Below are 24,084 nucleotides of genomic sequence, written 5' to 3'. Positions count from 1 at the left end.
GCACGCATTCCCTGACAACGCAGGCAGTCCCGTGGCAAAGCAGAAGTTCAGAATCACCAACTGGCACATCTATAACAAAGCTCTAATCAACCGTGGCTCCATGACTTTCTGGCTGGATGATGAGGCGATTAAGTCGTGGCATGACACATCCCTGCCTTCAGCACGCGGAAGACCACAGCGCTATTCTGACCTTGCTATCACTACCGTTCTGATGATTAAACGCGTATTCCGGTTGCACCTGCGGGCTGCACAGGGCTTCATTGATTCCATTTTTACCCTGATGGACGTTCCGCTGCGCAGTCCGGATTACACCTGTGTCAGCAAGCGGGCAAAGTCGGTCAATGTCAATTTTAAAACGGTCACCCGGGGTGAAATCGCGCATCTGGTGATTGATTCCACCGGACTGAAGGTCTTCGGTGAAGGCGAATGGAAAGTCAAAAAACACGGCAAAGAACGCCGCCGTATCTGGCGGAAGCTGCATCTGGCCGTTGACAGCAAAACACATGAAATCATCTGCGCTGACCTGTCGCTTAACAACGTTACAGACTCAGAAGCCTTCCCCGGGTTAATCCGGCAGACCCACCGGAAAATCAGGTCAGCCGCCGCCGATGGCGCTTACGATACCCGGTTATGTCACGATGAACTGCGCCGTAAGAAAATCAGCGCCCTCATTCCTCCCCGGAAGGGAGCGGGTTACTGGCCTGATGAGTATGCGGACCGCAACCGTGCCGTTGCTAATCAGCGGCTGAGCGGAAGCAATGCACGGTGGAAATGGACAACGGAATATAACCGTCGCTCTATAGCTGAAACAGCCATGTATCGGGTAAAACAGCTGTTCGGAGGTTCACTGACACTGCGAGACTACGATGGCCAGGTTGCAGAGGCTCTGGCCATGGTACGAGCACTGAACAAAATGACGAAGGCCGGTATGCCAGAAAGCGTGCGTATTGCCTGAAAATCCAGCCAGCTACAGGGACGTACGCACGGAATCTTATTTATTCAACAAAGCCNCTACGATGGCCAGGTTGCAGAGGCTCTGGCCATGGTACGAGCACTGAACAAAATGACGAAGGCCGGTATGCCAGAAAGCGTGCGTATTGCCTGAAAATCCAGCCAGCTACAGGGACGTACGCACGGAATCTTATTTATTCAACAAAGCCTCAAGGCACTACACGCCAGCGTTCGGAAACCATGACCACACAGATCGGTTTTGGTGTCATAGCCCATTTTGCGCAGTGCCTTGTTGATGGTGTTTTCACTCATCGGCTTCATCGCATCATAACAGCCAGTCAGGATAAAGCCGTCATCACCGTTAACGTCATAGGTGAGGTCTTTAAGCTCTTCCAAAATTGCCAGTGCTTGATCGCATAGAGGAACATAATGTTTCCTGCGCATTTTTGCACCACGGCCAGAATGCTTTATCCCTTCAATGGCTTCACGTTGTTCAGGGATAACCCACAAAGTGCTTTTGAAATCGATCTCTGACCATCGGGCAAAGCGGAGTTCACTGGAACGGATAAAGATTAGTAGATTGAGTTTTATCGCCAATTGGGTCAGTCTGCTACGGCCTTTATAAGATTCAATACGTTCCAGTAGGGTAGGTATCTCTTCCAGTTCAATAGCGGGGCGGTGTTCGGTCTGGGGCTTCTGAACCGGACCTTCTAAATCATAGGCAGGATTGAAACGGATCATCTTTTGCTGGACGGCATAGCGCATGATGGCTGTGGCGTACTGTTTCACCCGCATAGCAATTTCCAGATAACCCAGCTTTTCTATCTTTTTGATGGGAACCAGCAGATCGCCGGTATCCAGTTCAGCAATATCTTTTTCACCTATGTCAGGAAACAGATAGGTTTCCAGTCGTATCCAGACAGAACGCTGATAATCTTCCGACCATGTGGTTTTGGTGGCAAACCAGCTTTTGGCGACGGTTCTGAAAGCGCGGGTATTGTTACGCTTCTCTTGAATGATTTTGTTGTCAGCCTGCTTTTTAGCGCTGGGGTCGATTCCCGCTGCTAACAGCTTTTTCGCTTCATTCCGGTGTTGTCTTGCATCAGCCAGTGAAACAGCAGGGTAGACGCCGATGGAAAACACCTTCTGTTTCCCTTCAAAGCGATAGCCTAACTGCCAGTATTTGGAACCGTTGGGATGTACCAGCAAGTAGAGGCCGAACCCGTCAGTGAGCTTTACCGCCTTTTCTGAAGGTTTGGCATTTTTTACTTTAGTATCAGTAAGTGACATGACGGTTCCCTCCGATTGCTGGTAAAAACGAAATCGAACCAGCTTTACCCGTATTTTTACCAGCAAAAGGGTATGGCTTCGAGTGTTTTTTAGTGAACGAGGGCGAACATGAAGAAGGGGATAACCAATTGATATAAAGCAAAAAAGCAGACGTCAGTGAACGTCTGCTTTCTTTAAATTGGCTCCTCTGACTGGACTCGAACCAGTGACATACGGATTAACAGTCCGCCGTTCTACCGACTGAACTACAGAGGAATCGGTTAAGTGCGACGGATAATAGCGGGAGTGTTTCAGCTTGTCAAAGGCTGTTATCGCTTGGTGCGTTTGATTGCCGAACTAATAACCAACATATTGAAATTATTGCTCAAGTTGAGCACTGGAAAGCAATAAAATGCGCTGATTAACGGGCAGGCTTGCACTCTAAAATAGCAGGGACTGCTTTAAGATGGTGCAGGTTGGCATTGGCTTGATGGCAGGTTTCCCAGACAAAATCGGGGGTGTTGGTTAGCAGAATCATTGCTTTTCCTTATTTTACCTGTGTCTTATCAATGAGGTATCACTTTTTCTTAGGCATAGAAACATAATATGGCGCGCTTTTTGCTACCTCTTTAGGGTAACTACTCAGGAGGCAGACATGAATCTTAGACGGCTCAAGTATTTTGTGAAAATCGTTGATATCGGTAGCCTGACACAGGCTGCTGAGTTGTTGCATATTGCACAACCGGCGCTGAGCCAGCAGGTCGCGACGCTGGAGAGTGAACTCGAAAAACAGCTGCTGGTACGGAGTCGGCGTGGTGTGACGCCCACTGAGGCGGGGAAAATTCTTTATTCTCATGCACAGACGATATTGTCACAGTGCGAACAGGCAAAGGATGCGGTGAGTGGCGCACGGCAATCAATGAGTGCCTAAGCGTTAGCCATAGAGCCAGCCATTTCCCGATGGCTGGCTACTAATCAGACTTTGTGTCAGATGTTCTATCAAAACGATGCTCTTTCTTATTTATTTTGTGAAGATCATCACAATTCATAGCATTATCGATCTTCCTCAAAACAGAGATTTTTGCTCTTAAAAATAAAATGGTTTTTTAGTTTTTTTATTTATTTGGTTTATTTATCTGCAACTTCATTTTATTGCTGCCGTGTGAATATGATTTCCTTAAAATGGTAATAGACACTAGCGGTCAGGCCATTCACAGTGTTACATTAATCTTCGTTATGTTTTCTCTAATCCTGTGCACCAAGAACAGGTGTTGCCTTATGGGTGTATGACGGTTATTTTTTTGATTAAGGAGTTCAAATGAATAATATCCTCTCTCATCTTTTAATAAAGTTGGCAGAAAAAGAAGTTGGAGAAAAAGCGCTTAATGCGAAGATTGAATCGTTAGAGATGCTTATTTTCGCTATTGTTTCAACACTTGATGACAGTAAAATCAATGAGTTAAACAGAAAAATAGAAGGTGTGGTTGCTGATGCTTCACAGCGGAAGGATGACCATAATTGCTTAGCTTTCGAACTATTGGCAAAAAACATCAATCGAATGACAACCGTTTCATTACGGGAATAACTTTCTTATATATCAATGGTGACGACATTAATTGTTCGCATATTAATTTTCGTATATCCAATTGAGAACTGTTTATATCCAATAATAGAGAATACTTGTGCTATGCGTGATTTTGCCGAAAAAAATTGAAGGCGCCGACGTTTGTCCGCGCCTTTCTTGCGTTTATACCTTTTACTTCACATCAACAGCCTGCTTCTTCCGACGAATAAACTGATAAGCAATAGCCAGAACAATAAACCACAGCGGCGTGACAATAAGCGCCTGCCGTGTATCTGGCTGTAATGTTAACAGTACAATAACAAATGCGAAAAAGGCCAGGCATATCCAGCACATGAAAATACCCAACGGCATTTTATAGGATGACTCGGCATGTAGCTGAGGGCGCTTTTTACGGTATGTCAGGTAAGAGCACAGGATGATGCTCCAGATGAACATGAATAAAATCGCGGAGACGGTGGTCACCAGCGTAAAGACCGTCATCACGTTCGGAATCAGGTAGATCAGCACCACGCCCGAAAGCAAACAAATGCAGGAAAACATCAACCCAGTCGAAGGAACCGCGCGTTTAGAGAGCCTACCGAAACTTTTCGGCGCATCACCTTGTTTCGCCAGGCCAAAGAGCATGCGGCTGGTGGAGAATACGCCGCTATTGGCTGAGGATGCCGCTGACGTCAGGACAACAAAGTTGATCATACTGGCGGCTGCAGGTAGGCCAACCAGTACGAACATTTCCACGAAAGGACTGCGATCCGCCGTAATTGCACCCCAAGGAGTGACGGACATAATCATGACTAATGCAAAAACATAAAACATGATGATGCGAATCGGGATGGCGTTAATTGCGCGGGGCAGCACGACTTTCGGATTTTTAGTTTCAGCGGCAGTGGTACCGACCAGCTCAATACCGACAAATGCGAATACGGCGATCTGGAATCCGGCGAAGAAACCGCTTATCCCTTTAGGGAACATGCCACCGTCATTCCAGAGGTTGGTAAAGGAGGCGACGTTTCCTGATGGGGAAGAGAATTGCATCATGACCAGCGCGACACCGACCACGATTAACGCAACGATAGCGACAATTTTGATCATCGCGAACCAGAATTCCATCTCGCCAAACAGCTTCACTGTTGCCAGATTTAGCGTCAGTAATAGCAGAACGCAAAGCAGCGAAGAGACCCACTGCGATAAATCAGGGAACCAGAACTGCGAGTAGGCACTAATGGCTACGACATCGGCGATCCCGGTTACGACCCAGCAGAACCAATAAGTCCAGCCGGTAAAGAAACCCGCCCATGGCCCAAGGAGGTCAGCAGCGAAATCGCTGAATGACTTATAGTTGAGGTTGGAGAGTAATAGTTCCCCCATTGCGCGCATGACAAAAAACAGCATAAAGCCAATGATCATATAAACGAAGATGATCGAAGGACCCGCCATGCTGATTGTTTTGCCCGAACCCATGAATAACCCAGTACCGATCGCTCCGCCGATGGCGATGAGCTGGATATGACGATTAGTCAGATTCCGTTGCAGTCCTTCTCCCTGTTCAGAGGCAAGGTCTGCGGCTTCTTTTGATTGTTCGACCATGTAAGTACACTTTCCTGTTTCTGTCTGTGATGTTTTTTTGAGCTCTTTGGCGGCTCTCGTTTGCGAAAATCTAAACATATAAGATAGCGCAACCGCAGTACTTATTACAGCGGATGTCTGAGATAGCCAGGCATAAAGAGGGCAGATAATGATGTAAGGTGATGCTGTATGTTTTCCGCCCTAAAATGAAGAGGATATAAAACGATGAGAAGCAGAGATAAATAGTCTGGGCAGGTTAACAAAATTACTAATCGCTAACAATGCTATTATCACGCATAAAAAATTAATATGAAGTGTTTGACAGGCGCGCCGGGGAGGAGAATAATCCTCCCCGTTGGGTCGTTAGCTCAGTCGGTAGAGCAGTTGACTCTTAATCAATTGGTCGCAGGTTCGAACCCTGCACGACCCACCAACAATTTCAATGACTTACGGTTTTTATTTCAATTTGTTATTATTTTGTTTTCTTTGGTTAGTTTCTTTTTAATTATATTTATTTTTAACGTTAATCGTATTTTCTGCATTAATTTATACTCTTTTTCATTTATTCTTCTCACTCTCATCACGATCTCCTTTACTTAATAAATGTGATATTTCCTAGCATGTTTTTATTCATATGACGCGTTAACGCCAAGTGGATAGATAAGATGGTTGATGATATCGCTGAACGTTATCACTTTTGATGGCGATAATGTGCCTCATACGTCCTGAAGAGTGGCGAGAAGGTGCTATGCTTAACCGATGGAATCGTTGACAGATCGTTTATGATGTGACGAGTTGTTTGCACAGGGTTGTGTTCATATCCACTGGGGCGGCGTTTAGAAGTTGCTGGAGTTTCCTGGTTAGCCATAAGCAAGTTTCTGCTTGATTTCGGAGGTTCATATGGGATTCGAAAAATTACTGGCTGTCATAGAAAAAAGTCACCAGGATCCAAAATCGGTTATCTCATTGTCTGAACTGAGCCAGGCAATCCATGAGATAATTTGTACGGAAAGCTCAAAAGAGTACAAAATAAATGAATGCTTCACCGAGCTGAGGGAACTGGTTGATGAAAGAAAAGCACTTTCCAGAAAGCAGTTCCTGGATAAAGCGTTGGTGATGGAATTAACGCTTTATAAAAAGAAAGAAGAGGCGCTGCTTTTGAAACTCATCAGTATCGGAAATAAATAGACTAGCGTCTCTATTTTTTAAATTAGGAAGGCAATACTAAATACTACTACACCGCCAGATCAAATTATTAAGATGGCGGTGTAGCAAATAGTGCTATTTACGGTAGCTGGTTTTGATTTGTTTAATCGTGTTATCAAAAACAGCGGCTTGCTCGGCATCTTCCAATTGAGCAATATATCTTTCCATATTGATGATAACTTTACCGGCATCTGCCTGGCCGATTGCTTTTAATAACAGCGTAACCATAGCCTTCAGGCAGGTAACCTCGTGGGCCAGTGTTTCAGCGGATGCAGCAGTAGAAAAATCTGCGTTGCTCATGTTTTCTCCTCAACAAGAAAAAGATGTTTTCCTTCGCCTGCTGCGGGCGTTACCGCTGACGCGACAGGCAAAACCAGATGGGCGGGAGTATAACATAAAGCATATTGTGGGTTGATATTATTCGCGGATAAAGCCATTTTAGTGACTGTTTTTTATGCATTTAACTTATATAAATAGCGTCTATATTTTGGATGTTTTTTTGTGGTAAAGGCTATAGATGTGTTTCGTTTAATACATATGATGTTCACTATGGACGTTTTTCACTGAATATATTATTTGTATAATACAGTGGCAGACGATGATAAAATTTCTAATCACATCCTGATTACAATAGTGACTTTTTATTGACAATCAAGATGTAAAGCCAATTGCATGCCATTTGATTTGCCTTGCTTTTTATACATTTTGTGCCAGTGAAGTGTTTATACTGTGTGGCGTATTTGAAATGTTAAGAATGTGATCAGCATACACCATCAGGTTAACGATATATTGTTATGATCGGGAATGCGCTTTATTCCTTCTCGGCATATTTTAAAATAGATATTCATATAAGTCTGTGTTCATTATTTTTTGAAACCAACGTAGTATCACCTGCAAGCAACTTTTTATGTAAGTGTTACTCCCTTTTTTGGAGAATTATTCTTTGATTAGCGTTTTTCTTGTTGATGACCATGAACTGGTGCGGGCAGGGATACGACGCATTCTTGACGATATCAAAGGTCTGAAAGTGGTTGGTGAGGCATGCTGCGGTGAAGATGCCGTCAAATGGTGCCGAAGCAATGATGTGGATGTTGTCCTGATGGACATGAGCATGCCGGGCATCGGTGGGCTTGAAGCAACGCGCAAGATCCTCCGTTTTACGCCAGATATAAAAGTCATCATGCTCACTATTTATACTGAAAATCCGTTGCCCGCTAAAGTGATGCAGGCCGGTGCCGCGGGATATGTGAGTAAAGCTGCCGCCCCTCAGGAAGTGATCTCCGCCATTCGCGCAGTACATGCAGGTAAACGGTATATTGCTTCTGATATTGCTCAACAGATGGCATTAAGTCAGTTGGAGCCGCAGACGGATGCGCCGCTTGAGTGTTTGTCTGAACGCGAATTACAGATTATGCTAATGATAACGAAGGGACAGAAAGTGACTGAAATTTCAGATCAGCTCAATCTTAGCCCTAAAACAGTGAACAGCTATCGCTACCGTATGTTCAGCAAGCTGAATATCAACGGCGACGTAGAGCTGACCCATCTGGCTATCAAGCATGGGCTTTTTACCGCGGAGACATTGTTAAGTAGTGAGTGAGAGTTTCGATGCTTCGGCATTTTTAAAAACGGTAACGAGCCAGCCTGGTGTCTACCGGATGTATGACGCCGGTAATACGGTCATCTACGTCGGTAAGGCAAAAGACTTAAAAAAACGACTTGCCAGTTATTTCCGCAGCCATGTCGCCAGCCGTAAAACCGAGGCATTAGTCAAAAGCATCAAGCATATTGATGTCACGATCACGCACACAGAAACTGAAGCCTTACTGCTGGAACACAACTACATCAAGCTTTATCAGCCGCGTTATAACGTCTTGTTGCGCGACGATAAATCCTATCCCATGATTTTCCTGAGCGGTGATGCTCATCCACGTCTAGCTGTTCACCGCGGCGCTAAGCATGCAAAAGGTGAATACTTCGGCCCGTTTCCTAACGGCAATGCCGTACGTGAAACGCTAATCTTGCTGCAAAAACTATTTCCGGTGCGCCAGTGTGAAAATAGCGTCTATCGCAATCGCTCTCGCCCCTGCCTGCAATATCAAATTGGTCGCTGCCTCGGGCCTTGCGTTAGCGGTTTGGTGAGCGAAGAGGATTATCAACAGCAGGTTGACTATGTTCGCCTGTTTTTGTCTGGCAAAGATCAGCAAGTACTGAATCAACTCATTTCCCGGATGGAAGCGGCCAGTCGCGATCTGCATTTTGAAGATGCAGCCCGGATACGCGATCAGATCCAGGCGGTTCGGCGGGTGACGGAAAAACAATTTGTTTCCGGCGACGGCGACGATCTGGATGTTATCAGTGTTGCCTTTGATGCGGGCATGGCCTGCGTCTATGTCCTGTTCATCCGACAGGGAAAAGTGCTTGGCAGCCGCAGCTATTTCCCCAAAGTACCTGGCGGTACGGAGTTGGGGGAAGTCGTGCAGACGTTTGTCGGACAATTCTATTTGCAAGGAAGCTTAGGCCGAACGCTTCCTACTGAAATTCTGCTCGACTTCACTCTGCCCGATAAAGATTTGCTGACGGAATCTCTGACAACGGTCGCGGGAAGAAAAGTACAGATTCAGACGAAACCTCGCGGCGATCGTGCTCGTTATTTAAAATTAGCGCGGACAAATGCTGCCACGGCGCTGGTCACAAAACTGTCTCAGCAGTCCACCATTCACCAGCGTTTGGCTGCGTTAGCTAACGTCTTGCAGTTGCCAGAAATCCACCGAATGGAGTGTTTTGACATCAGTCATACTATGGGGGAACAGACTGTGGCATCCTGCGTAGTATTTGATGCCAACGGCCCGTTACGTTCGGAATATCGCCGCTATAATATCAGTGGCATTACGCCAGGCGATGATTATGCCGCCATGGCGCAAGTCCTCCGACGTCGGTATGGTAAAACGCTGGATGACAGCAAAATACCGGATGTGATTGTTATCGATGGCGGAAAAGGGCAGCTCGGTCAGGCTCAGGCCGTGTTTGACTCGTTGCAAGTATCATGGGATAAAAACAAGCCGCTGTTACTTGGTGTCGCGAAAGGCAGCGATCGTAAAGCCGGACTGGAAACGCTGTTTTTTGAGTCGACGGGCGAGGGTATGGCACTACCGCCTGATTCTCCCGCGTTGCACGTTATCCAGCATATTCGCGATGATTCGCATGACCATGCCATTGGCGGACATCGTAAGAAGAGAGCAAAAGTAAGAAATACCAGTACGCTGGAGCTTATCGAAGGTGTCGGCCCTAAACGTCGTCAAACCCTGTTGAAATACATGGGAGGGCTGCAACCTTTGATGAATGCCAGTATTGAGGAGATTGCAAATGTTCCAGGAATTTCGCATGCATTGGCAGAAAAAATCTTCCATGCATTGAAACACTAGGGACAATGTTGCAACATACTCTTAGTATCCACTCCAGCCAGATAGTTACCTAAGCGCTATGCAATTTAATATACCGACGTTGCTTACCCTGTTTCGTGTTGCTCTTATTCCGTTTTTCGTGCTGGCGTTTTATCTTCCATTCGTCTGGGCACCGCTGCTCTGCGCGTTGATTTTCGTGTTTGCTGCCGTTACGGATTGGTTTGATGGTTTCCTCGCCCGCCGCTGGAAACAGACCACGCGTTTTGGTGCCTTCCTCGATCCTGTTGCGGATAAAGTGATGGTGGCTGTCGCGTTGGTGCTGGTTGCGGAATACTATCATTCTTGGTGGATTACGCTGCCTGCAGCGACAATGATCGCGCGGGAAATCATCATTTCAGCATTGCGCGAGTGGATGGCTGAAATTGGTAAGAGAAGTAGCGTTGCCGTGTCGTGGATAGGGAAGGTTAAAACCACGGCTCAGATGATGGCGCTTTTTGCTTTGCTATGGCGCCCAGAAAGCATTGTTGAAGGCATTGGTGTTGTGGCGTTGTACATCGCCGCCGTACTGACTTTCTGGTCCATGTTTCAATATTTGAATGCTGCGCGACACGATCTGCTTGAACCTTGATCGAAGCGCCGCAAAAACCAGCAAACGAACACGGCTACTTGATAATTTTATTGACTCACTGCGTCATGTCAGTAGAATGCACCGCATCAACAGCAACGCTGGTTTGTAAGAAGTTAAGATAATCAGTGAGTTCTGTGTTGCGGGAATAGCTCAGTTGGTAGAGCACGACCTTGCCAAGGTCGGGGTCGCGAGTTCGAGTCTCGTTTCCCGCTCCAATTTAAAACATCGGCAATTGCGGATGTTGGTCACTAAGACCTGAATATTTTGGCGCGTTAACAAAGCGGTTATGTAGCGGATTGCAAATCCGTCTAGTCCGGTTCGACTCCGGAACGCGCCTCCAATATTTATGCCCGGGTGGTGAAATCGGTAGACACAAGGGATTTAAAATCCCTCGGCGTTCGCGCTGTGCGGGTTCAAGTCCCGCCCCGGGCACCATTGATTTAACACGAATTAAAACAAGCACTTATGTGCAATGTCGTAGACCGCCGAAAGGCGGTTTTTTTGTGTCTGAAAAAAGGCAAGTGGCAGCAAAATGGCAGCAGCCTTCAGAAGGAGTAGTGATAATGGGCATTAATTCTTTAGATAAAATTAAGTGTTACTTAAAAGGCTTATGCTGCCTTACTCCTTTGTGTTGTGGCATCTATGCTGCAATTATGTACTTTATTGCCGGAAATATATGGAGCGGTTTAGGGAGTTTGTTGACCGGTACCGGAATATCTTGGGGAATAACGATTTCATTCATGTTGGGGAGACTTGAACTCAACATGAATTCATTGTGGTTTGGTTTATGTACGGCATTAGGCGTGATTGGAGTTTTTGCTGGAAGCAAGATGTTTGACCATCGCTACATCGAAGTTCGCCAAGAATTGACATTCGCCTTTCTGAATGCACCATTATACTGCAACAGTGACTTGAGTGAGTTAATGATAAAAGGGGCAGAACATTGTTCGACTCAATTATTATCTGACATGATGGATTTTAGCAGTCAAATGTCAAAGGCGATTCACTTGGATCCTGTATCCTCGCTGGTTGATAGCACTTATTCTGTAGGGCAAGATAAAAAAGTTGATAGATGCTTAGTTGACTATGTTGTGCTGAAAAAACAGTGTTCTAATGCCTTTTCCATGGTCGAAAAAAAATTTCCTGAACTTCTGCATTAGTACCAGTAGTTAAGTTAAGCGCCATTACTAACCTTTAGTTTCTGGCGCTTAATGATTTATAGAGCTAAATCCAACTGATTTTCACCCTTGTGACTGGGAACGATATTGGTGGAACACCTGCGCCAGGTGCGGATTTTTTTTCAGTGATTCATCAATGTGTGTCATGTTAGTAAAGCAGTGCCCGGCCCTTTGGGTATTTTATCGCCATGACAACCCATCAAACAAAACCCAGAGGATATATTAAGAATATCTGGGCTAATACTGGACTCTCTACGATACGTACAAAACGACGAGAACTTCAGAAAAAAATGGTCGTAATAATTATTACTCTATCTGGCCCTGCTTAGGTGGGGCTGTTGTCCCGTATTACCACGATTTTAATGGCATAAATGACAGTTGATATAAATATGCCCTGAGCTGGAAACCCAAGGCTGTGTTTATGGATCCTCATTTATTTAGTGAACTTCATCGGGGCGTTTACTTTTTAATCTTAGCTTGTTCAGCCGCGAGTCTTTCTACAGCACTAGCGCGGAGCATAGCTAGCTGTTCAAGTAGTCCTTTTGCATCCACCATAGGGTGAGGCTGGTCAGGCTGACGTACTTTTAGCTGATCTTGCACTTCAATTTGACCGTTACTAAAAGGATGTGCGGTGAGATGAACTGTAATGGGGTGTTTGGTATCTTCTACCATCGCTTTGATGCGATCTATGCTTCGAATATAGGCTTCAACCTGCTGTGGACTATCGATAGCGTTTAGCCCTAATCCACCAATGGTAATTGCGCGGTAAGTGTTATTTTCCTCTTTGACATCGAATACATAAGATGTGGTTCCCCAAGTGTGACCGGGTGTCATGTAGGCGTGAAATGTCGTATCACCGACGGTCAACGCGCTACCATCTTTCACCAAAATATCTGTGGCAGCAGGAGCAGGTATCGTCCACGTGTCAGGTTTTCCCTGTGTACTTTTTGCATCCAACTGTGCTTCCTTCCAGCCTTCCTCCGACATGACAAAACGTGCATTGGTTAGCGCCTTGAGTTTAGAAACGCCACCTACATGATCAAAATGCCCGTGTGTCAGCAGTACCATTCTGATCTCTGCCGGGTCGACGCCGATTTTCTTAATATTCTCGATCAGTTGGTCCGTAAATTCACCATACAGCGTATCAATCAGTACCGGGCCCTCACTGGTTTTGATAAGCCAGGCTGAGACCCAGCAAATGCCGACATAATAAACATTGTCAAAGGCTTGGTAGGGTTCGACAGTCTGTGCCTTTGTATCATTCAGCCAACGTCCAAGTTCCGCAGGCATTTTGCCGCTGCTTCCAAATTGGCTGAAAAGTTGGTTGATGGTTGATGATGGACCGCATCCTGTCAGTGTGGGGTTGGCCGTGCTAGTTATTTCTGCATCCGGTGAGGGGAGCGAGTGAGCCGTAGCAGCCATATTGAATAAAAGTAAGAAAGTAGCCAGAGGTGTAAGACGTTGGTTCTTCATTTTTTATCTCTTGTCTAGATAATAAAGCCCAGACTATAGTTGCTAAATTCGGACGAATAAATACGAGGTAATGCAAACTAACGTTGCATATTTCGAACAATATGAGGGTTTATGGACCGCTTTGTTGCCATGCAGGTATTTGTGGATGTGGTTGAGTTAGGGAGCCTAACTGCCGCAGCGAACAAGCTGGATATCTCGCGAGCCATGGCTACGCGCTATATCGCGTCATTGGAGAAAGCATTTGGCGTTCGTCTATTGCATCGCTCCAGTCGCAGTTTGGGATTGACGAGTGCAGGGAGCGAGATTTTGTCCTATTGTCGACAAATTTTAGCGTTGAATGATGATATTGGCGCTGCCCTTGAGAGTAAAAGCCAAGAGCCTAATGGCTTGATCCGGGTTGCTAGCAGTATTTCATTTGGCCAATCCTATCTAGCCGATGCACTGAGGCGCTACTCTGCCCAATATCCCAAAGTTTCCATTGAGATGGTGTTAAAGGATACGTCAATAAATCTGGTGGAACAGCGTATTGATCTGGCTATTCATGTCGGTGACAAACTCGATCCGACGGTGATTTCACGCCAGCTGACCCGCTGTGCTTCGGTCGTTTGCGCAGCGCCCGACTATCTGGCACGCAACGGAACGCCCCAACGGCCAGACGATCTCAGGCAACACAACTGCTTGTACCACACGCGTTTTGGTCGTGTCTGGCGCTTCCAAGCCCCATCGGCTAACGGTGTAGGTCTGGTAATGGATGAAGTGGGCGTTACGGGCAACTTTGCAGCGAATGATAGCATGGTGCTTCTGCATGCCGCGCTTGCGGGTGAGGGCATCGTTCATTTACCCGCTTTTACGACGGATCCTTACCTTCGTACCGGCGCACTGGTTCGCGTTCTGACAGACTACGCATTGCCAGAGTTGGGGGTCTATGCGTTATATTGTTCACGCAAATACTTACCCACCAGCACACGTACGTTACTGGATTTTTTGCTTAATGACTTGTCGAGCGGCTAGATTTATGGCGCTAAGAGGCTAACCATATCTCTGTAACAGGCGTGTTTGTTGTCATTACGCGAGCTGTTGACCTTGTTCCGCCATTTCTTTTATACGTTCTTGTACTTTGAGATCTAACGCCATGCGTTCTTCTGCTGGCATTGCCTCGTATTGCTCCTTGGATATTCCCATGGAGGCGAGTACGGAGAAGAATAATCTTTCTTCATGAGACATGGAGACCCAATCCATAAACTCCTGTGCTGCTTTCGAGCGTTGAGGCTCAACTTTAGCACTGGGTTCGTGTCTGGAGATTTGCCCGCTATCCTTTGCTTTCTCAAGTGCCATTTTGAACGTATCTTCACTTGGCGCAATAGCGTGCTTACTGGTCTGGGCAAATAACAGATTAGCCCCCTGAATATCCGATGCGATCATATGAACTCTCCTTAGTTAGATAGTATAGATACTCACACAGTCTGAAGGGGGCTATCGAGGAGATACCATCTGGATATATGTTTAATTCACATGATTAGCTGTGATTTTGGAAGGCGGTTGGAGGATTAAGTGGCAAGTTGATGTGGCATAAAGCGATGTTTTCATCGCCGTTAAGGAACGGCGACAAATACCGATATTACTATCGGTGAATTTTTATCTATCTGATTTTTCGGCATAAAAACTTATCTTTTATCACGCCATCAAAGAAACGACCTTTAGAGACGACAGCGTCAGAAATAAATTTTTTATAGATAGATTCAGGCACGCTAACATATTGATAGATATCTTTATTATTAAATTCTATCTCAAGGTTGTGCGTCTTTGGATCGTACCCAATGGAATAAATTCGTGACGATGATACCTGCTGTCGCTGCAATGTTCGTTCCTCCCTTGTGCAAAATAAGATCAAACTATAAAAAGATTCACTGCATGACATATTGTCGACGATCATGCTTATTTATTGAATATGTATCAAATTTTTGGCGGGTTGGTTAGTAAAATCGTTGGTTTATCGTTTTCATGCTATGAATTTGTTCAATGGAGGGCAATTCATCTGTTTGGCTAGGGGAATGATGCAAACCTGCGATGATGAATAGCGAGCTATTCTTTTCGGCTGTGAGCTGAAGTGCAGGCTTGCAACAAGCTAAAATGATTATTCTTCCGGCGCGTATTCAATCCTGTTTCTGCCGTTGGCCTTGGCCTGATAGAGCGCATCATCTGCTGCCTTTATCAGGCATTCATAATCTGGATGACCGCTATAGACGGCGATGCCTGCGCTTATGGTCATTGTAACGCTTTCACCGTTTTGAAGATAAATAGGGTGATCCTGGATTTTCTTTCTCAGCCGCTCGATGATGGTGTAGGCGGCGACTTTAGGCGTTTCAATAAGCACGATCATAAATTCTTCCCCGCCGTAGCGGAAAACATAGTCGCTGTTCCTCGTGCTCTCATATAGCACTTCTGCAATCCTTTTCAGGATGCTATCACCAGCGGCATGGCCATAGGTGTCATTCACGGTTTTAAAATGGTCAATATCAATCATGGCGATGCTGAGCGAGGTGTTTGAGTGCATTGCCAGCGATATTTCATGTCTAAGAATGGTTGGCAGGAAGCGACGGTTTAACAGAAGGGTCAACGTATCCTTACCGCTTTCCAATTTTTGGACTTCATCAAATAGCGATCCCAGCAGCATATTTATTTTATAAATTTTGCTTCTGACCGTTTTAAGTAGCGGGGCGTAATCCTGTTGTGTCAGTAGTGCGGTAGTACTATGGCCGCGAATGTAGTCATCCGTTTCTGTCATGATGGAGGCGATAGTGCGTATCCCCTGAATATTACTGAAACTGGATTTCCCCTTATGGTTAAACCACAGGCCAAACTCCGAATCACTCAGGTCCTGGATGCTGGAAAGAGGCGTACCAGTGGCAACACTAAAAATAAAGGCATTTTCCCAATTTAGCAGCGATGCATTTTGGCGCTCTCTCTCCATACTGGCATTTTCCAGAATAGAAAATAGCCGATAGGACTCTTCATTTTTGGCTGCCAGATCGTGCGATTGTGAATAGGTTTTGCTCATTATCTCTATGGCGATATCCATAGAGATAGAGGCAAAACGCATGGCATCAAAGCATAGCGTTTTATCCTCTGCCACCCGTGCGATGTCTTCATAAAGGTGCCATTTTAGACGCCGAGCTCCGCGCTCAACGAGATCGACGGGAATACCAATACGCGCATGAATCTGACCTATTTTCTTTTGGTGGTTAATCAGGTCAGCCAGACGATCTCCCGTATTCGTTAAAATGTCCACTATCCATTTGCTCATCGATCCATGGAGTCGATCGTGGACTTGCTGACTGGAAAGAAATAGGGAGGCTTCTTGATCTTTGAGCATGTAGGAGTAGAACGCGTCAGCAAAGTCGGAGGCTTTCTGATCGGCGAGGGTTCGCAGTAGATTAAAAGATTTCTGTGAGGTTGTGGCTATCAGTTGCATCCATTCTGATGCTATGACTTGATTGTAGTCTGACTCACCGTTATCTCTCTGTTCATTAACGTTCAATAGTTCGTTCAACTTTTAATCTCTTTTGCGAATATGTCTGATGTACTAGGATAGAAACGATCAATTTTTTGCCTGAATAATTGATATGTAATGACAGAGAGGGTCAATATGGCGTTGTTAAAAACAAATAAAATTAATCATTTCATACAGGTACTATTCCTACCGTAGTTGTAAATGATAATGCTGTTTTTTTGATGTTAGAAGCTATTTTGAGATAAATTTATGAAAGTTAATGATCTGGTTACGGTTAAAACCGATGGAAAGACGCGGCGGGAAGGGACGATTCTTGCTGTAGAAACGTTTCAGGAAGGGATAATGTATTTAGTTGCATTAAAAGATTACCCAGCTGGTATCTGGTTTTTCAATGAGGTTGATAGCAGAGACGGTACGTTTGTTGAGCCAAAGATCTTGCCAGAAAAAGAGTAAAGGGGAACGCCGCAGTATACGAGCATTGTCCGAGTGAACAATGCTCGCAGTGGCTTTGATATCAGTATTAGAACGTTTCCCAGTTACCGTTTTCTGTATTAGCCTGACGGGGGAGGGCGAGTGATGAACGGCCCTTGGCGGCGAGAGCGTTCGGCCGAGCAGGCGCTGAATTTGATAAATGGCTGGATAACTTAAATGTCGCAACTGCACGGGTAAGCAATGCAGCTTGCTCCTCTAGCGATGCGGCGGCAGCGCTGGCTTCCTGAACGAGCGAAGCATTCTGCTGTGTCACGCTGTCCATTTCAGATATCGCCTGACCGACCTGAGTAATTCCCCGGCTTTGTTCGTCAGAAGCAGAAGCAATCTCACCCATGATGTCGGTGACGTTAGTGACGGCATCGACGATCTCTTTCATCGTTTGACCCGCGTTATCAACCAGAACAGAACCACTGCTGACCAGATTTACCGATTCAGAAATCAGCGTTTCTATCTCTTTTGCGGCTTGAGCACTGCGCTGTGCGAGGCTGCGAACTTCACTTGCTACGACGGCAAAACCGCGACCTTGCTCTCCCGCTCTAGCTGCTTCAACCGCCGCATTGAGTGCGAGAATATTCGTTTGGAAAGCAATGCTGTTAATAACGCTGGTAATCTCGGATATTTTCTTTGAGCTACCTGAAATACTGTTCATCGTGTTCACAACGTTTGCAACGATCTCACCGCCTTGCTTGGCTTTTCCTGAAGCATTTGCCGCGAGCTGGCTGGCATGGTGCGCATTTTCTGAGTTTTGCTTCACGGTTGCGGTTAATTGCTCCATGCTTGCCGCAGTCTGTTCAAGTGCTGCGGCTTGCTGTTCGGTTCGCGAAGAAAGGTCGGTGTTACCGGATGAAATCTCCGTTGAACCTTGGTAAATAGAGTCTGCGCTTTCCCGAACGGTAGTGACGGTCGTGACCAGAGAAGACTGCATTTGTTGAACGTTGCTGGCTAGCGTGCCAATTTCATTCCTGCCATAACGGTCCGACATTTGAGTCAAATCACCTTGCGCAATGCGCTGAATTCTCAGGACCAATTGATTTATTGGTTTGATGAGGATCCCGCGCAGCAGGAAGAACGTCAGAAGCGTTAAAATGGTGGCCAGCGCAAAACTGCCGCCCATCAACGAATATCCAAGCAGTGCATTTTTATGCGCGGTTTCGTTTAAGTCTTTCGCTCTTTGTGTGCGGTAAGCGACAGCCTCTAGCAAAAATTTGTTATAGGCCAAATCTAAAACCCGGGTTTCTTCGGATTCGAGAGTGATAACCTCTTCAAACAAGCCTTGTTTTGCCGCGGTGAGCATCAGCATAAGACCTTGGTTGACGTACGCGTCATAGGACTTACGCAGATCGCCGTCCAACGCCATATCTTGAGGTGTTTTAACCGGGCGTTGTTCATAAACAGTGAAGGCTTTTTTTGATTGTTCCAGACGCTGTTCAGCCTGTTTCAGGTTGTCGTTGAAGACCTGCGAATCACCAATACGAGCAGCCGCTGCGGCCTGAATGAGCAGCAGACGTGCGGTGCGAAGGTGGTTGGAACTGTTTGAGATCCCCATTCGGGTATCGATTTCTTGTGTGACGTCGTCTAATGACTGATTGCTGCTTTGTAGAAAATAGCTGGATGTGCCGATAGATGCTGCAAATAACAGCATGATACCACCCAGAATAATGATGAATAAGGGAACTAGCCGTAAATTGCTCAGCATGCCGGCCTCGGCGTGCTGCTCAGACCTTGACGTTATTTTCATATCCATTCGCTCATTCTCAGGAATTTATGATTTACCATGCCACTCGCTGCGGCATTGGCGTTTAGGTTTTAGTGTCTACATTAATGACAATTCATTAGCTAAACAACCAATGTAAAAGATAATCGGCATATATTGAGAAACCTTAATCAAATTCGATGCGATCCCGATCACGTTTTTAACTCTTTAAAAAGAAAAGAGAAATACGTGATGCGAAATCATACAGATTGATAATAAAAAATAAAGAGTCTACCTCCTAACTTTATTTGTCTGAGGTTCAACGCTATTATGGCGAGTCTATCTTCGGAGGGATTTTTCTTGGAAAAGCGTACGCATTTTTTTTCTGATAAAAAAGTTGTTTTTTTTATCGCCACATTATGCTGTTTGCTCTGGGGAAGTGCTTATCCGGCAATTAAAAATGGCTATGAGCTGTTTCACATTGCAGATAATGATATTCCTGGAAAACTCGTTTTTGCAGGCTACCGGTTCGCGTTTGCTGGGCTGTTGCTCTTGGCACTTGCTGTGTTAAGCGGACGCTCTATCGGGCGCTTTCAGCGTGGGCAGTTAGTTCAGTTAACTACCCTGGGAATATTCCAGACATCGCTGCAGTATGTTTTTTTCTATATCGGTCTGGCTTATACCACCGGCGTTAAAGGTTCGATCATGAATGCAACCAGTACTTTTTTCAGCGTACTGCTAGCTCATTATCTATACCAAAATGATAAATTAAATATCAATAAACTAATTGGTTGCATATTAGGTTTCGTCGGTGTGATGGTCGTTAATATCAACAGCAACGGAATGAACATTGGTTTTACGCTGTTAGGTGATGGATTCGTTGTTATTGCCGCATTTATTTTGTCTGCATCGACTATATATGGTAAGCGAATATCACAAACGATGGATCCAACCGTTATGACAGGTTATCAACTGGCTATTGGCGGGATTATTTTGACCATATCCGGATACTGTACCGGCGGGACACTCATCATACCTGATTGGAAAGCGGTGCTGATGCTAGGTTACCTTATTTTGCTTTCTTCAGTCGCTTTTTCATTATGGAGCCAATTGCTGAAATATAATCGGGTCGGTATGGTCGCACCATTTAATTTCCTTATCCCTGTCTCTGGTACGCTGTTGTCAGCACTGTTTCTTAATGAAAGCATTCTGGAGTGGAAATATTTCTTTGCACTTGTCCTGGTATGTTCAGGTATTTGGCTGGTTAACCGAATTGTGAAAAGCGATCGGAAAACGCCTCTGTGATCCAACGCATCTATCGTCCTGAAGGCACTGTTTGTAGCGTGATGTTTGAGCTCGTTGAAGCAGCGAACCACTTCATGCTGCAGTGCCTGCACTCAATCCCAGAAAATCACTAATTTATTTAATATCAATGAGCTAACTCTTTATCTACCTTTTGCTAGTAGTTCGATTGCTTTGTTGCCATTGGTTTGTATTCTGATAGGGATAGATAAATATTGCTTCATAACATGAGGTTAAGAGTTTTTTGGGTAAAAAGTGTAAGTTTTTCGTGAAAGGTATAAACTTACATAAAGGAGTGTGTTCTGGGCTCAAGGGATTTTTTGTATATCTATCATTTATATAGCAAGCAAATTGTTTCTTTTTTATTATTTTCAATGCTCTTTTTTGTAACGTTTAGTGTGCGATTTTGGCGGGAAAATAGGCATAAAAGTGATCAGACCAGACAGGGTTTAGCTCATAATGCTTTCATTTGTGTGATCTGTGTCACATAATGGCCAAAATCATTCTTCAGTCGCGTTGTATGTGCTACGGATTAGGCGGTACAGTTGCGCTGTTTTAGGATTAATCCTATGCTTTGGTTGAAGCAAATCTTCAGGGTGGAACTAGAAAGCAACGGATGAACGGATTCGCAGCGTGATGCGTAAAGTTGGCAAGTAACGATTGCCCGAATAAGAAATGATAAAGTAGTAACTCGCAGTATCTGGCACCGATAGTTTTTTATGCCATCAATGGAGAGTGATTTTCGAACTGGGCGATATGGTCTATCACCTAACTTATGTTTTAAACATAGCCTGTCGGGATGGGAAATATGGGTACCTCTGAATTACTCAAACACATTTATGACATTAATCTGTCTTATTTGTTACTGGCGCAACGCTTAATTAATGATGAAAAAGCTTCTGCAATGTTTCGTCTGGGAATCAATGACGAGATGGCAGATATCTTGATGCAACTGACTTTACCGCAGATGGTGAAATTGGCAGAAACTAACCAACTGATATGCCATTTCCGCTTTAACGATCACAATACAATCAAAGTCTTGACTCAGGAATCACGTGTGGATGATTTACAGCAAATTCATACGGGGATTTTGTTGTCGAGTAACTTATTACAACAGTTAACTTCGAAAGAAGAAAACCTGCCTAAGAAAAGGGCATAAGTAATGGCGGAGAAAAGTATTGTTCAGGAGGCGAAAGACATCCAATTGGCGATGGAGCTCATTTCGCTCGGTGCTCGTTTACAGATGCTGGAAAGTGAAACTCAGTTAAGTCGCGGACGTTTGATTAAACTGTACAAAGAACTTAGAGGAAGTCCGCCGCCAAAGGGAATGCTACCTTTTTCAACGGATTGGTTTATGACCTGGGAACAGAATATTCATTCATCAATGTTCTACAACGCTTACAGCTTTTTAATCAAGAATGGGCAGTGCAGCGGTGTTGAAGCGGTTATTAAATCTTATCGACTTTACCTGGAACAGTGTGCGCCGCAGAGCGATTCTCCACTGTTGGCATTGACGCGTGCCTGGACATTAGTCCGGTTTGTTGACAGCGGTATGCTGCAACTATCGTCATGCAATTGCTGCAAAGGGATGTTCATTACCCACGCTCATCAACCTAAAAACAGTTTTGTTTGTAGTTTGTGCCAACCCCCTTCCAGAGCGGTAAAAAGGCGTAAACTTTCGCAAAATCTTGCCGATATAATACCTCAACTGCTGGATGAACAGGTAAAACACGCAGTCTGAGCCTGTAGCGATTTGTGAATCTATCACTGTGTGTTGTGAAGGCGGTGATAGATTTCTTCCTCTAGAACGTCCTGGCTACGGCTCCGCAGTTTTATCTCTCTTTCCGCCCACCTTTTTTATTATAAGGATTTCTTGTGCTGGTTATATTGGGTTATATCGTAATTGTGGCCTCGATACTCGGCGGTTATCTCATGGTCGGTGGGGCCTTGGGTGCGCTTTATCAACCTTCGGAGCTGCTGATCATCGGTGGTGCGGCGGTAGGTGCTTTCATCGTTGGTAACAATGGAAAGGCGATAAAAGCAACACTACGTGCACTACCTCTTTTGGTCAAAAGTTCCAAGTACAATAAAGCATTGTATATGGACCTCATGGCCTTACTCTTTCGAGTGATGGCCAAATCTCGCCAGCAAGGCATGCTTTCCCTGGAGTTTGATATTGATAATCCTCGGGAGAGTGAAATCTTCTCGAGCTATCCGAATATTCTTGCTGACAATACCGTCGTTGAGTTTATTACCGATTATTTGCGTTTGATGGTCAGCGGTAACATGAATGCGTTTGAGATTGAAACGCTGATGGATGAAGAGATCGAGACAATTGAACATGAAAGCGAAGTACCCGCGTCCAGCTTGACGATGATGGGTGACGGTCTTCCTGCATTTGGTATCGTCGCTGCCGTTATGGGGGTTGTTCACTCACTGGCCTATGTTGACCGGCCTGCTGCTGAGTTGGGTATGATGATCGCTCACGCCATGGTGGGTACCTTCCTGGGTATTCTACTTGCTTACGGCTTTGTCTCCCCATTAGCCGCGTTACTGCGTCAGAAAAATGCAGAAAAAATCAAAGTACTGCAGTGCATTAAAATCACATTATTGTCGAGCCTTAATGGCTACGCTCCACAAATTGCCGTTGAATTCGGTCGTAAAACGCTGTACTCAACGGAGCGTCCTTCCTTTACCGAATTGGAAGAGCACATTCGTCGTGTGAAATCGCCGACTCAGCAAGCGTCGGACAGTAACGCATGAAACATCAGCATCCCATTATTCGCAAAAAGCGTAAGTCTGGACATGGGGGCCACCATGGTGGCTCCTGGAAGATTGCCTACGCTGACTTTATGACAGCAATGATGGCATTGTTTCTTGTAATGTGGCTTATCGCGATTTCTACGCCAATGCAGCTCGCCCAAATCGCAGAGTATTTTCGTACCCCGCTAAAAGTTGCATTAACTTCTGGCTCTAAATCAAGCGACAGTTCCAGCCCGATTCCGGGTGGGGGGAATGATCCCACCCAGCAAGATGGTGAAGTGAAAAAGGCCATCAAGACAGATAACGTAGAAAAGAAGCTGGATCAGGTTCGACTCAATAGATTACGTGAACGCCTTGATCAGTTAATTGAAGCCGATCCTCGCTTACGTGCACTCCGTCCACATCTGTTAATTGAAATGATTGAGGAAGGGTTACGTATCCAAATCATCGATAGTCAAAATCGCCCCATGTTTAAAACCGGGAGCGCGCAGGTTGAGCCCTATATGCGAGATATCCTGCGTGCGATAGCGCCTATCATGAACGATTTCCCCAATAAGCTGAGTATTTCCGGTCATACCGATGATGTTCAGTATACGACAGGGGAGCGTGGTTATAGTAACTGGGAATTGTCCGCAGATCGTGCCAATGCATCACGCCGAGAGCTTATTTTTGGGGGCTTGTCTGATGGAAAAGTTTTGCGCGTTGTGGGCATGGCTGCGACAATGAGCCTCAAACAGGCGGCAGGTGGAAGCGATGCGATTAACCGACGTATCAGTTTGCTGGTATTGAGCAGACAAGCTCAAAAGGATATTGAAGAAGAAAATGCAGAAAGCTCTGCTGTAAATATAGACAAGGTGGAAAATTTACAAAATATGGAGTTGGATAAGCCTAAACCTACCACTCCGGCTGCCGAAAATAGTGATAACAACAATACGAGTGGAAGTGGTGGGGCATCGCCACAACCAACTAATGGAGTTCCTGCTCCAGAGCGTCAACAGCCAACCACCGCGTTGCCTGCTGCGCCCGATAGCCAGGCGACGCCTTCTCAATAAGCCGCGATTCACAG

Annotated in this window: 21 protein-coding genes, 5 tRNA genes and 3 pseudogenes; 20 read left to right on the top strand and 9 right to left on the bottom strand. The window is 45.3% G+C overall.

Annotated features, from left to right (window positions below; translation table 11 throughout):
* Together QWJ20_RS12505 and QWJ20_RS12500 are read left to right on the top strand one after the other, a co-directional pair.
* The coding region (locus QWJ20_RS12505) for an IS5 family transposase (RefSeq protein WP_433992654.1) at nucleotides 1-955 on the top strand (955 nt) is incomplete at its 5' end.
* Between the two features lie 57 nt (nucleotides 956-1,012).
* Nucleotides 1,013-1,105, top strand: a pseudogene (locus QWJ20_RS12500) (hypothetical protein); the annotation flags it as partial.
* A gap of 56 nt (nucleotides 1,106-1,161) precedes the next feature.
* Here the strand turns inward: QWJ20_RS12500 and QWJ20_RS12495 are convergent.
* Both QWJ20_RS12495 and QWJ20_RS12490 read right to left on the bottom strand, forming a co-directional pair.
* A pseudogene (locus tag QWJ20_RS12495) lies at nucleotides 1,162-2,241 on the bottom strand (tyrosine-type recombinase/integrase); the annotation flags it as partial.
* 179 nt (nucleotides 2,242-2,420) lie between these two features.
* Nucleotides 2,421-2,496, bottom strand: a tRNA-Asn gene (locus QWJ20_RS12490).
* 379 nt (nucleotides 2,497-2,875) lie between these two features.
* Here QWJ20_RS12490 and QWJ20_RS12485 point away from each other — a divergent pair.
* Nucleotides 2,876-3,145: pseudogene (locus tag QWJ20_RS12485) on the top strand (LysR family transcriptional regulator); the annotation flags it as partial.
* Between the two features lie 393 nt (nucleotides 3,146-3,538).
* A complete protein-coding gene (iraP, locus tag QWJ20_RS12480; protein WP_433992653.1) occupies nucleotides 3,539-3,805 on the top strand; it encodes an anti-adapter protein IraP in 267 nt (88 codons plus the stop codon).
* Nucleotides 3,806-3,976: 171 nt separating this feature from the next.
* Here the strand turns inward: iraP and cycA are convergent, their stop codons facing one another.
* Complete coding sequence (cycA, locus tag QWJ20_RS12475) at nucleotides 3,977-5,389, bottom strand: D-serine/D-alanine/glycine transporter (RefSeq protein ID WP_349718722.1); 1,413 nt, start codon at nucleotides 5,387-5,389, stop codon at nucleotides 3,977-3,979.
* 336 nt (nucleotides 5,390-5,725) lie between these two features.
* Between cycA and QWJ20_RS12470 the strand changes: the two genes are divergently transcribed.
* Together QWJ20_RS12470 and QWJ20_RS12465 are read left to right on the top strand one after the other, a co-directional pair.
* Nucleotides 5,726-5,801: transfer RNA gene (locus QWJ20_RS12470), tRNA-Lys, on the top strand.
* A gap of 467 nt (nucleotides 5,802-6,268) precedes the next feature.
* Nucleotides 6,269-6,556, top strand: coding sequence for a hypothetical protein (locus tag QWJ20_RS12465; protein ID WP_014915937.1), 288 nt, complete (start codon nucleotides 6,269-6,271; stop codon nucleotides 6,554-6,556).
* 93 nt (nucleotides 6,557-6,649) lie between these two features.
* Here the strand turns inward: QWJ20_RS12465 and QWJ20_RS12460 are convergent, their stop codons facing one another.
* Entirely contained in the window at nucleotides 6,650-6,874 is a 225-nt protein-coding gene (locus QWJ20_RS12460) for a DUF2594 family protein (RefSeq protein ID WP_010279363.1), read from the bottom strand.
* Nucleotides 6,875-7,517: 643 nt separating this feature from the next.
* Here QWJ20_RS12460 and uvrY point away from each other — a divergent pair.
* The 7 genes from uvrY (at nucleotide 7,518) to QWJ20_RS12425 (ending at nucleotide 11,766) form a co-directional block, all read left to right on the top strand.
* On the top strand, nucleotides 7,518-8,174 hold the full coding sequence (uvrY, locus tag QWJ20_RS12455; RefSeq protein ID WP_010279369.1) for a UvrY/SirA/GacA family response regulator transcription factor: 657 nt from the start codon (nucleotides 7,518-7,520) through the stop codon (nucleotides 8,172-8,174).
* On the top strand, nucleotides 8,167-9,999 hold the full coding sequence (gene uvrC, locus QWJ20_RS12450; RefSeq protein ID WP_433992652.1) for an excinuclease ABC subunit UvrC: 1,833 nt from the start codon (nucleotides 8,167-8,169) through the stop codon (nucleotides 9,997-9,999). Before uvrY ends, uvrC begins: the two co-directional genes overlap by 8 nt.
* Before the next feature lie 58 nt (nucleotides 10,000-10,057).
* Nucleotides 10,058-10,606 (top strand): CDP-diacylglycerol--glycerol-3-phosphate 3-phosphatidyltransferase, encoded by a 549-nt coding sequence (gene pgsA, locus QWJ20_RS12445; RefSeq protein WP_095699951.1) that lies wholly within the window; start codon nucleotides 10,058-10,060, stop codon nucleotides 10,604-10,606.
* A gap of 139 nt (nucleotides 10,607-10,745) precedes the next feature.
* Nucleotides 10,746-10,821 (top strand) — tRNA-Gly (locus QWJ20_RS12440).
* Nucleotides 10,822-10,872: 51 nt separating this feature from the next.
* A tRNA-Cys gene (locus tag QWJ20_RS12435) sits at nucleotides 10,873-10,946 on the top strand.
* 8 nt (nucleotides 10,947-10,954) lie between these two features.
* Nucleotides 10,955-11,041: transfer RNA gene (locus QWJ20_RS12430), tRNA-Leu, on the top strand.
* Between the two features lie 68 nt (nucleotides 11,042-11,109).
* Nucleotides 11,110-11,766 carry a hypothetical protein gene (locus QWJ20_RS12425; RefSeq protein ID WP_433992651.1) on the top strand — a complete coding sequence of 219 codons (657 nt, stop codon included), beginning with the start codon at nucleotides 11,110-11,112 and terminating at the stop codon, nucleotides 11,764-11,766.
* 477 nt (nucleotides 11,767-12,243) lie between these two features.
* Here QWJ20_RS12425 and blaCAR read toward each other — a convergent pair whose 3' ends face one another.
* Nucleotides 12,244-13,257 carry a CAR family subclass B3 metallo-beta-lactamase gene (blaCAR, locus tag QWJ20_RS12420; RefSeq protein WP_433992650.1) on the bottom strand — a complete coding sequence of 338 codons (1,014 nt, stop codon included), beginning with the start codon at nucleotides 13,255-13,257 and terminating at the stop codon, nucleotides 12,244-12,246.
* A gap of 111 nt (nucleotides 13,258-13,368) precedes the next feature.
* Here blaCAR and QWJ20_RS12415 point away from each other — a divergent pair, with 111 nt between their 5' ends.
* Nucleotides 13,369-14,268 carry a LysR family transcriptional regulator gene (locus QWJ20_RS12415; protein WP_433992649.1) on the top strand — a complete coding sequence of 300 codons (900 nt, stop codon included), beginning with the start codon at nucleotides 13,369-13,371 and terminating at the stop codon, nucleotides 14,266-14,268.
* A gap of 54 nt (nucleotides 14,269-14,322) precedes the next feature.
* Here QWJ20_RS12415 and QWJ20_RS12410 read toward each other — a convergent pair whose 3' ends face one another.
* The 3 genes from QWJ20_RS12410 to QWJ20_RS12400 all read right to left on the bottom strand — a co-directional run bounded on the left by QWJ20_RS12410 (nucleotide 14,323) and on the right by QWJ20_RS12400 (nucleotide 16,807).
* On the bottom strand, nucleotides 14,323-14,679 hold the full coding sequence (locus QWJ20_RS12410) for a hypothetical protein (protein WP_226308743.1): 357 nt from the start codon (nucleotides 14,677-14,679) through the stop codon (nucleotides 14,323-14,325).
* A gap of 217 nt (nucleotides 14,680-14,896) precedes the next feature.
* Nucleotides 14,897-15,115, bottom strand: coding sequence for a KTSC domain-containing protein (locus QWJ20_RS12405; protein ID WP_072012404.1), 219 nt, complete (start codon nucleotides 15,113-15,115; stop codon nucleotides 14,897-14,899).
* A 276-nt stretch (nucleotides 15,116-15,391) separates the two neighbouring features.
* Nucleotides 15,392-16,807 carry a diguanylate cyclase gene (locus QWJ20_RS12400; RefSeq protein WP_433992648.1) on the bottom strand — a complete coding sequence of 472 codons (1,416 nt, stop codon included), beginning with the start codon at nucleotides 16,805-16,807 and terminating at the stop codon, nucleotides 15,392-15,394.
* Between the two features lie 210 nt (nucleotides 16,808-17,017).
* On the opposite strand from QWJ20_RS12400, the gene dsrB reads away from it, so the two are divergent.
* Complete coding sequence (gene dsrB / locus QWJ20_RS12395) at nucleotides 17,018-17,221, top strand: protein DsrB (protein ID WP_039485779.1); 204 nt, start codon at nucleotides 17,018-17,020, stop codon at nucleotides 17,219-17,221.
* Between the two features lie 67 nt (nucleotides 17,222-17,288).
* Here the strand turns inward: dsrB and QWJ20_RS12390 are convergent, their stop codons facing one another.
* The gene (locus tag QWJ20_RS12390; protein WP_095994918.1) at nucleotides 17,289-19,004 is read right to left on the bottom strand and encodes a methyl-accepting chemotaxis protein; all 1,716 of its coding nucleotides are present in this window, start codon (nucleotides 19,002-19,004) and stop codon (nucleotides 17,289-17,291) included.
* 309 nt (nucleotides 19,005-19,313) lie between these two features.
* Here QWJ20_RS12390 and QWJ20_RS12385 point away from each other — a divergent pair, with 309 nt between their 5' ends.
* The 5 genes from QWJ20_RS12385 (at nucleotide 19,314) to motB (ending at nucleotide 24,070) form a co-directional block, all read left to right on the top strand.
* Nucleotides 19,314-20,258, top strand: a complete 945-nt coding sequence (locus tag QWJ20_RS12385) for a DMT family transporter (protein ID WP_404826156.1) — start codon at nucleotides 19,314-19,316, stop codon at nucleotides 20,256-20,258.
* Between the two features lie 805 nt (nucleotides 20,259-21,063).
* Nucleotides 21,064-21,414: a flagellar transcriptional regulator FlhD gene (flhD, locus tag QWJ20_RS12380; RefSeq protein ID WP_010279486.1), complete on the top strand. Its 351-nt coding sequence runs from the start codon at nucleotides 21,064-21,066 to the stop codon at nucleotides 21,412-21,414.
* A gap of 3 nt (nucleotides 21,415-21,417) precedes the next feature.
* The gene (gene flhC, locus QWJ20_RS12375) at nucleotides 21,418-21,996 is read left to right on the top strand and encodes a flagellar transcriptional regulator FlhC (protein ID WP_005970730.1); all 579 of its coding nucleotides are present in this window, start codon (nucleotides 21,418-21,420) and stop codon (nucleotides 21,994-21,996) included.
* A gap of 134 nt (nucleotides 21,997-22,130) precedes the next feature.
* Nucleotides 22,131-23,018: a flagellar motor stator protein MotA gene (gene motA / locus QWJ20_RS12370; protein ID WP_039485770.1), complete on the top strand. Its 888-nt coding sequence runs from the start codon at nucleotides 22,131-22,133 to the stop codon at nucleotides 23,016-23,018.
* Complete coding sequence (gene motB, locus QWJ20_RS12365) at nucleotides 23,015-24,070, top strand: flagellar motor protein MotB (protein WP_039485767.1); 1,056 nt, start codon at nucleotides 23,015-23,017, stop codon at nucleotides 24,068-24,070. The genes motA and motB overlap by 4 nt, the downstream gene beginning before the upstream one ends.
* Nucleotides 24,071-24,084: the final 14 nt, after the last annotated feature.

Origin of the sequence: Pectobacterium sp. S5, assembly GCF_051707265.1 — a bacterium.
GTDB classification, from domain to species: domain Bacteria; phylum Pseudomonadota; class Gammaproteobacteria; order Enterobacterales; family Enterobacteriaceae; genus Pectobacterium; species Pectobacterium polare.
This window is presented reverse-complemented; position numbering and strand designations above follow the sequence as displayed.

Coding starts and splice junctions, on each gene's coding strand:
- blaCAR (WP_433992650.1), bottom strand. CDS start 13,257: ATGAAGAACCAACGTCTTACACCTCTGGCTACTTTCTTACTTTTATTC.
- QWJ20_RS12460 (WP_010279363.1), bottom strand. CDS start 6,874: ATGAGCAACGCAGATTTTTCTACTGCTGCATCCGCTGAAACACTGGCC.
- iraP (WP_433992653.1), top strand. CDS start 3,539: ATGAATAATATCCTCTCTCATCTTTTAATAAAGTTGGCAGAAAAAGAA.
- QWJ20_RS12390 (WP_095994918.1), bottom strand. CDS start 19,004: ATGGATATGAAAATAACGTCAAGGTCTGAGCAGCACGCCGAGGCCGGC.
- flhC (WP_005970730.1), top strand. CDS start 21,418: ATGGCGGAGAAAAGTATTGTTCAGGAGGCGAAAGACATCCAATTGGCG.
- flhD (WP_010279486.1), top strand. CDS start 21,064: ATGGGTACCTCTGAATTACTCAAACACATTTATGACATTAATCTGTCT.
- QWJ20_RS12465 (WP_014915937.1), top strand. CDS start 6,269: ATGGGATTCGAAAAATTACTGGCTGTCATAGAAAAAAGTCACCAGGAT.
- motB (WP_039485767.1), top strand. CDS start 23,015: ATGAAACATCAGCATCCCATTATTCGCAAAAAGCGTAAGTCTGGACAT.
- dsrB (WP_039485779.1), top strand. CDS start 17,018: ATGAAAGTTAATGATCTGGTTACGGTTAAAACCGATGGAAAGACGCGG.
- pgsA (WP_095699951.1), top strand. CDS start 10,058: ATGCAATTTAATATACCGACGTTGCTTACCCTGTTTCGTGTTGCTCTT.
- QWJ20_RS12415 (WP_433992649.1), top strand. CDS start 13,369: ATGGACCGCTTTGTTGCCATGCAGGTATTTGTGGATGTGGTTGAGTTA.
- cycA (WP_349718722.1), bottom strand. CDS start 5,389: ATGGTCGAACAATCAAAAGAAGCCGCAGACCTTGCCTCTGAACAGGGA.
- QWJ20_RS12410 (WP_226308743.1), bottom strand. CDS start 14,679: ATGATCGCATCGGATATTCAGGGGGCTAATCTGTTATTTGCCCAGACC.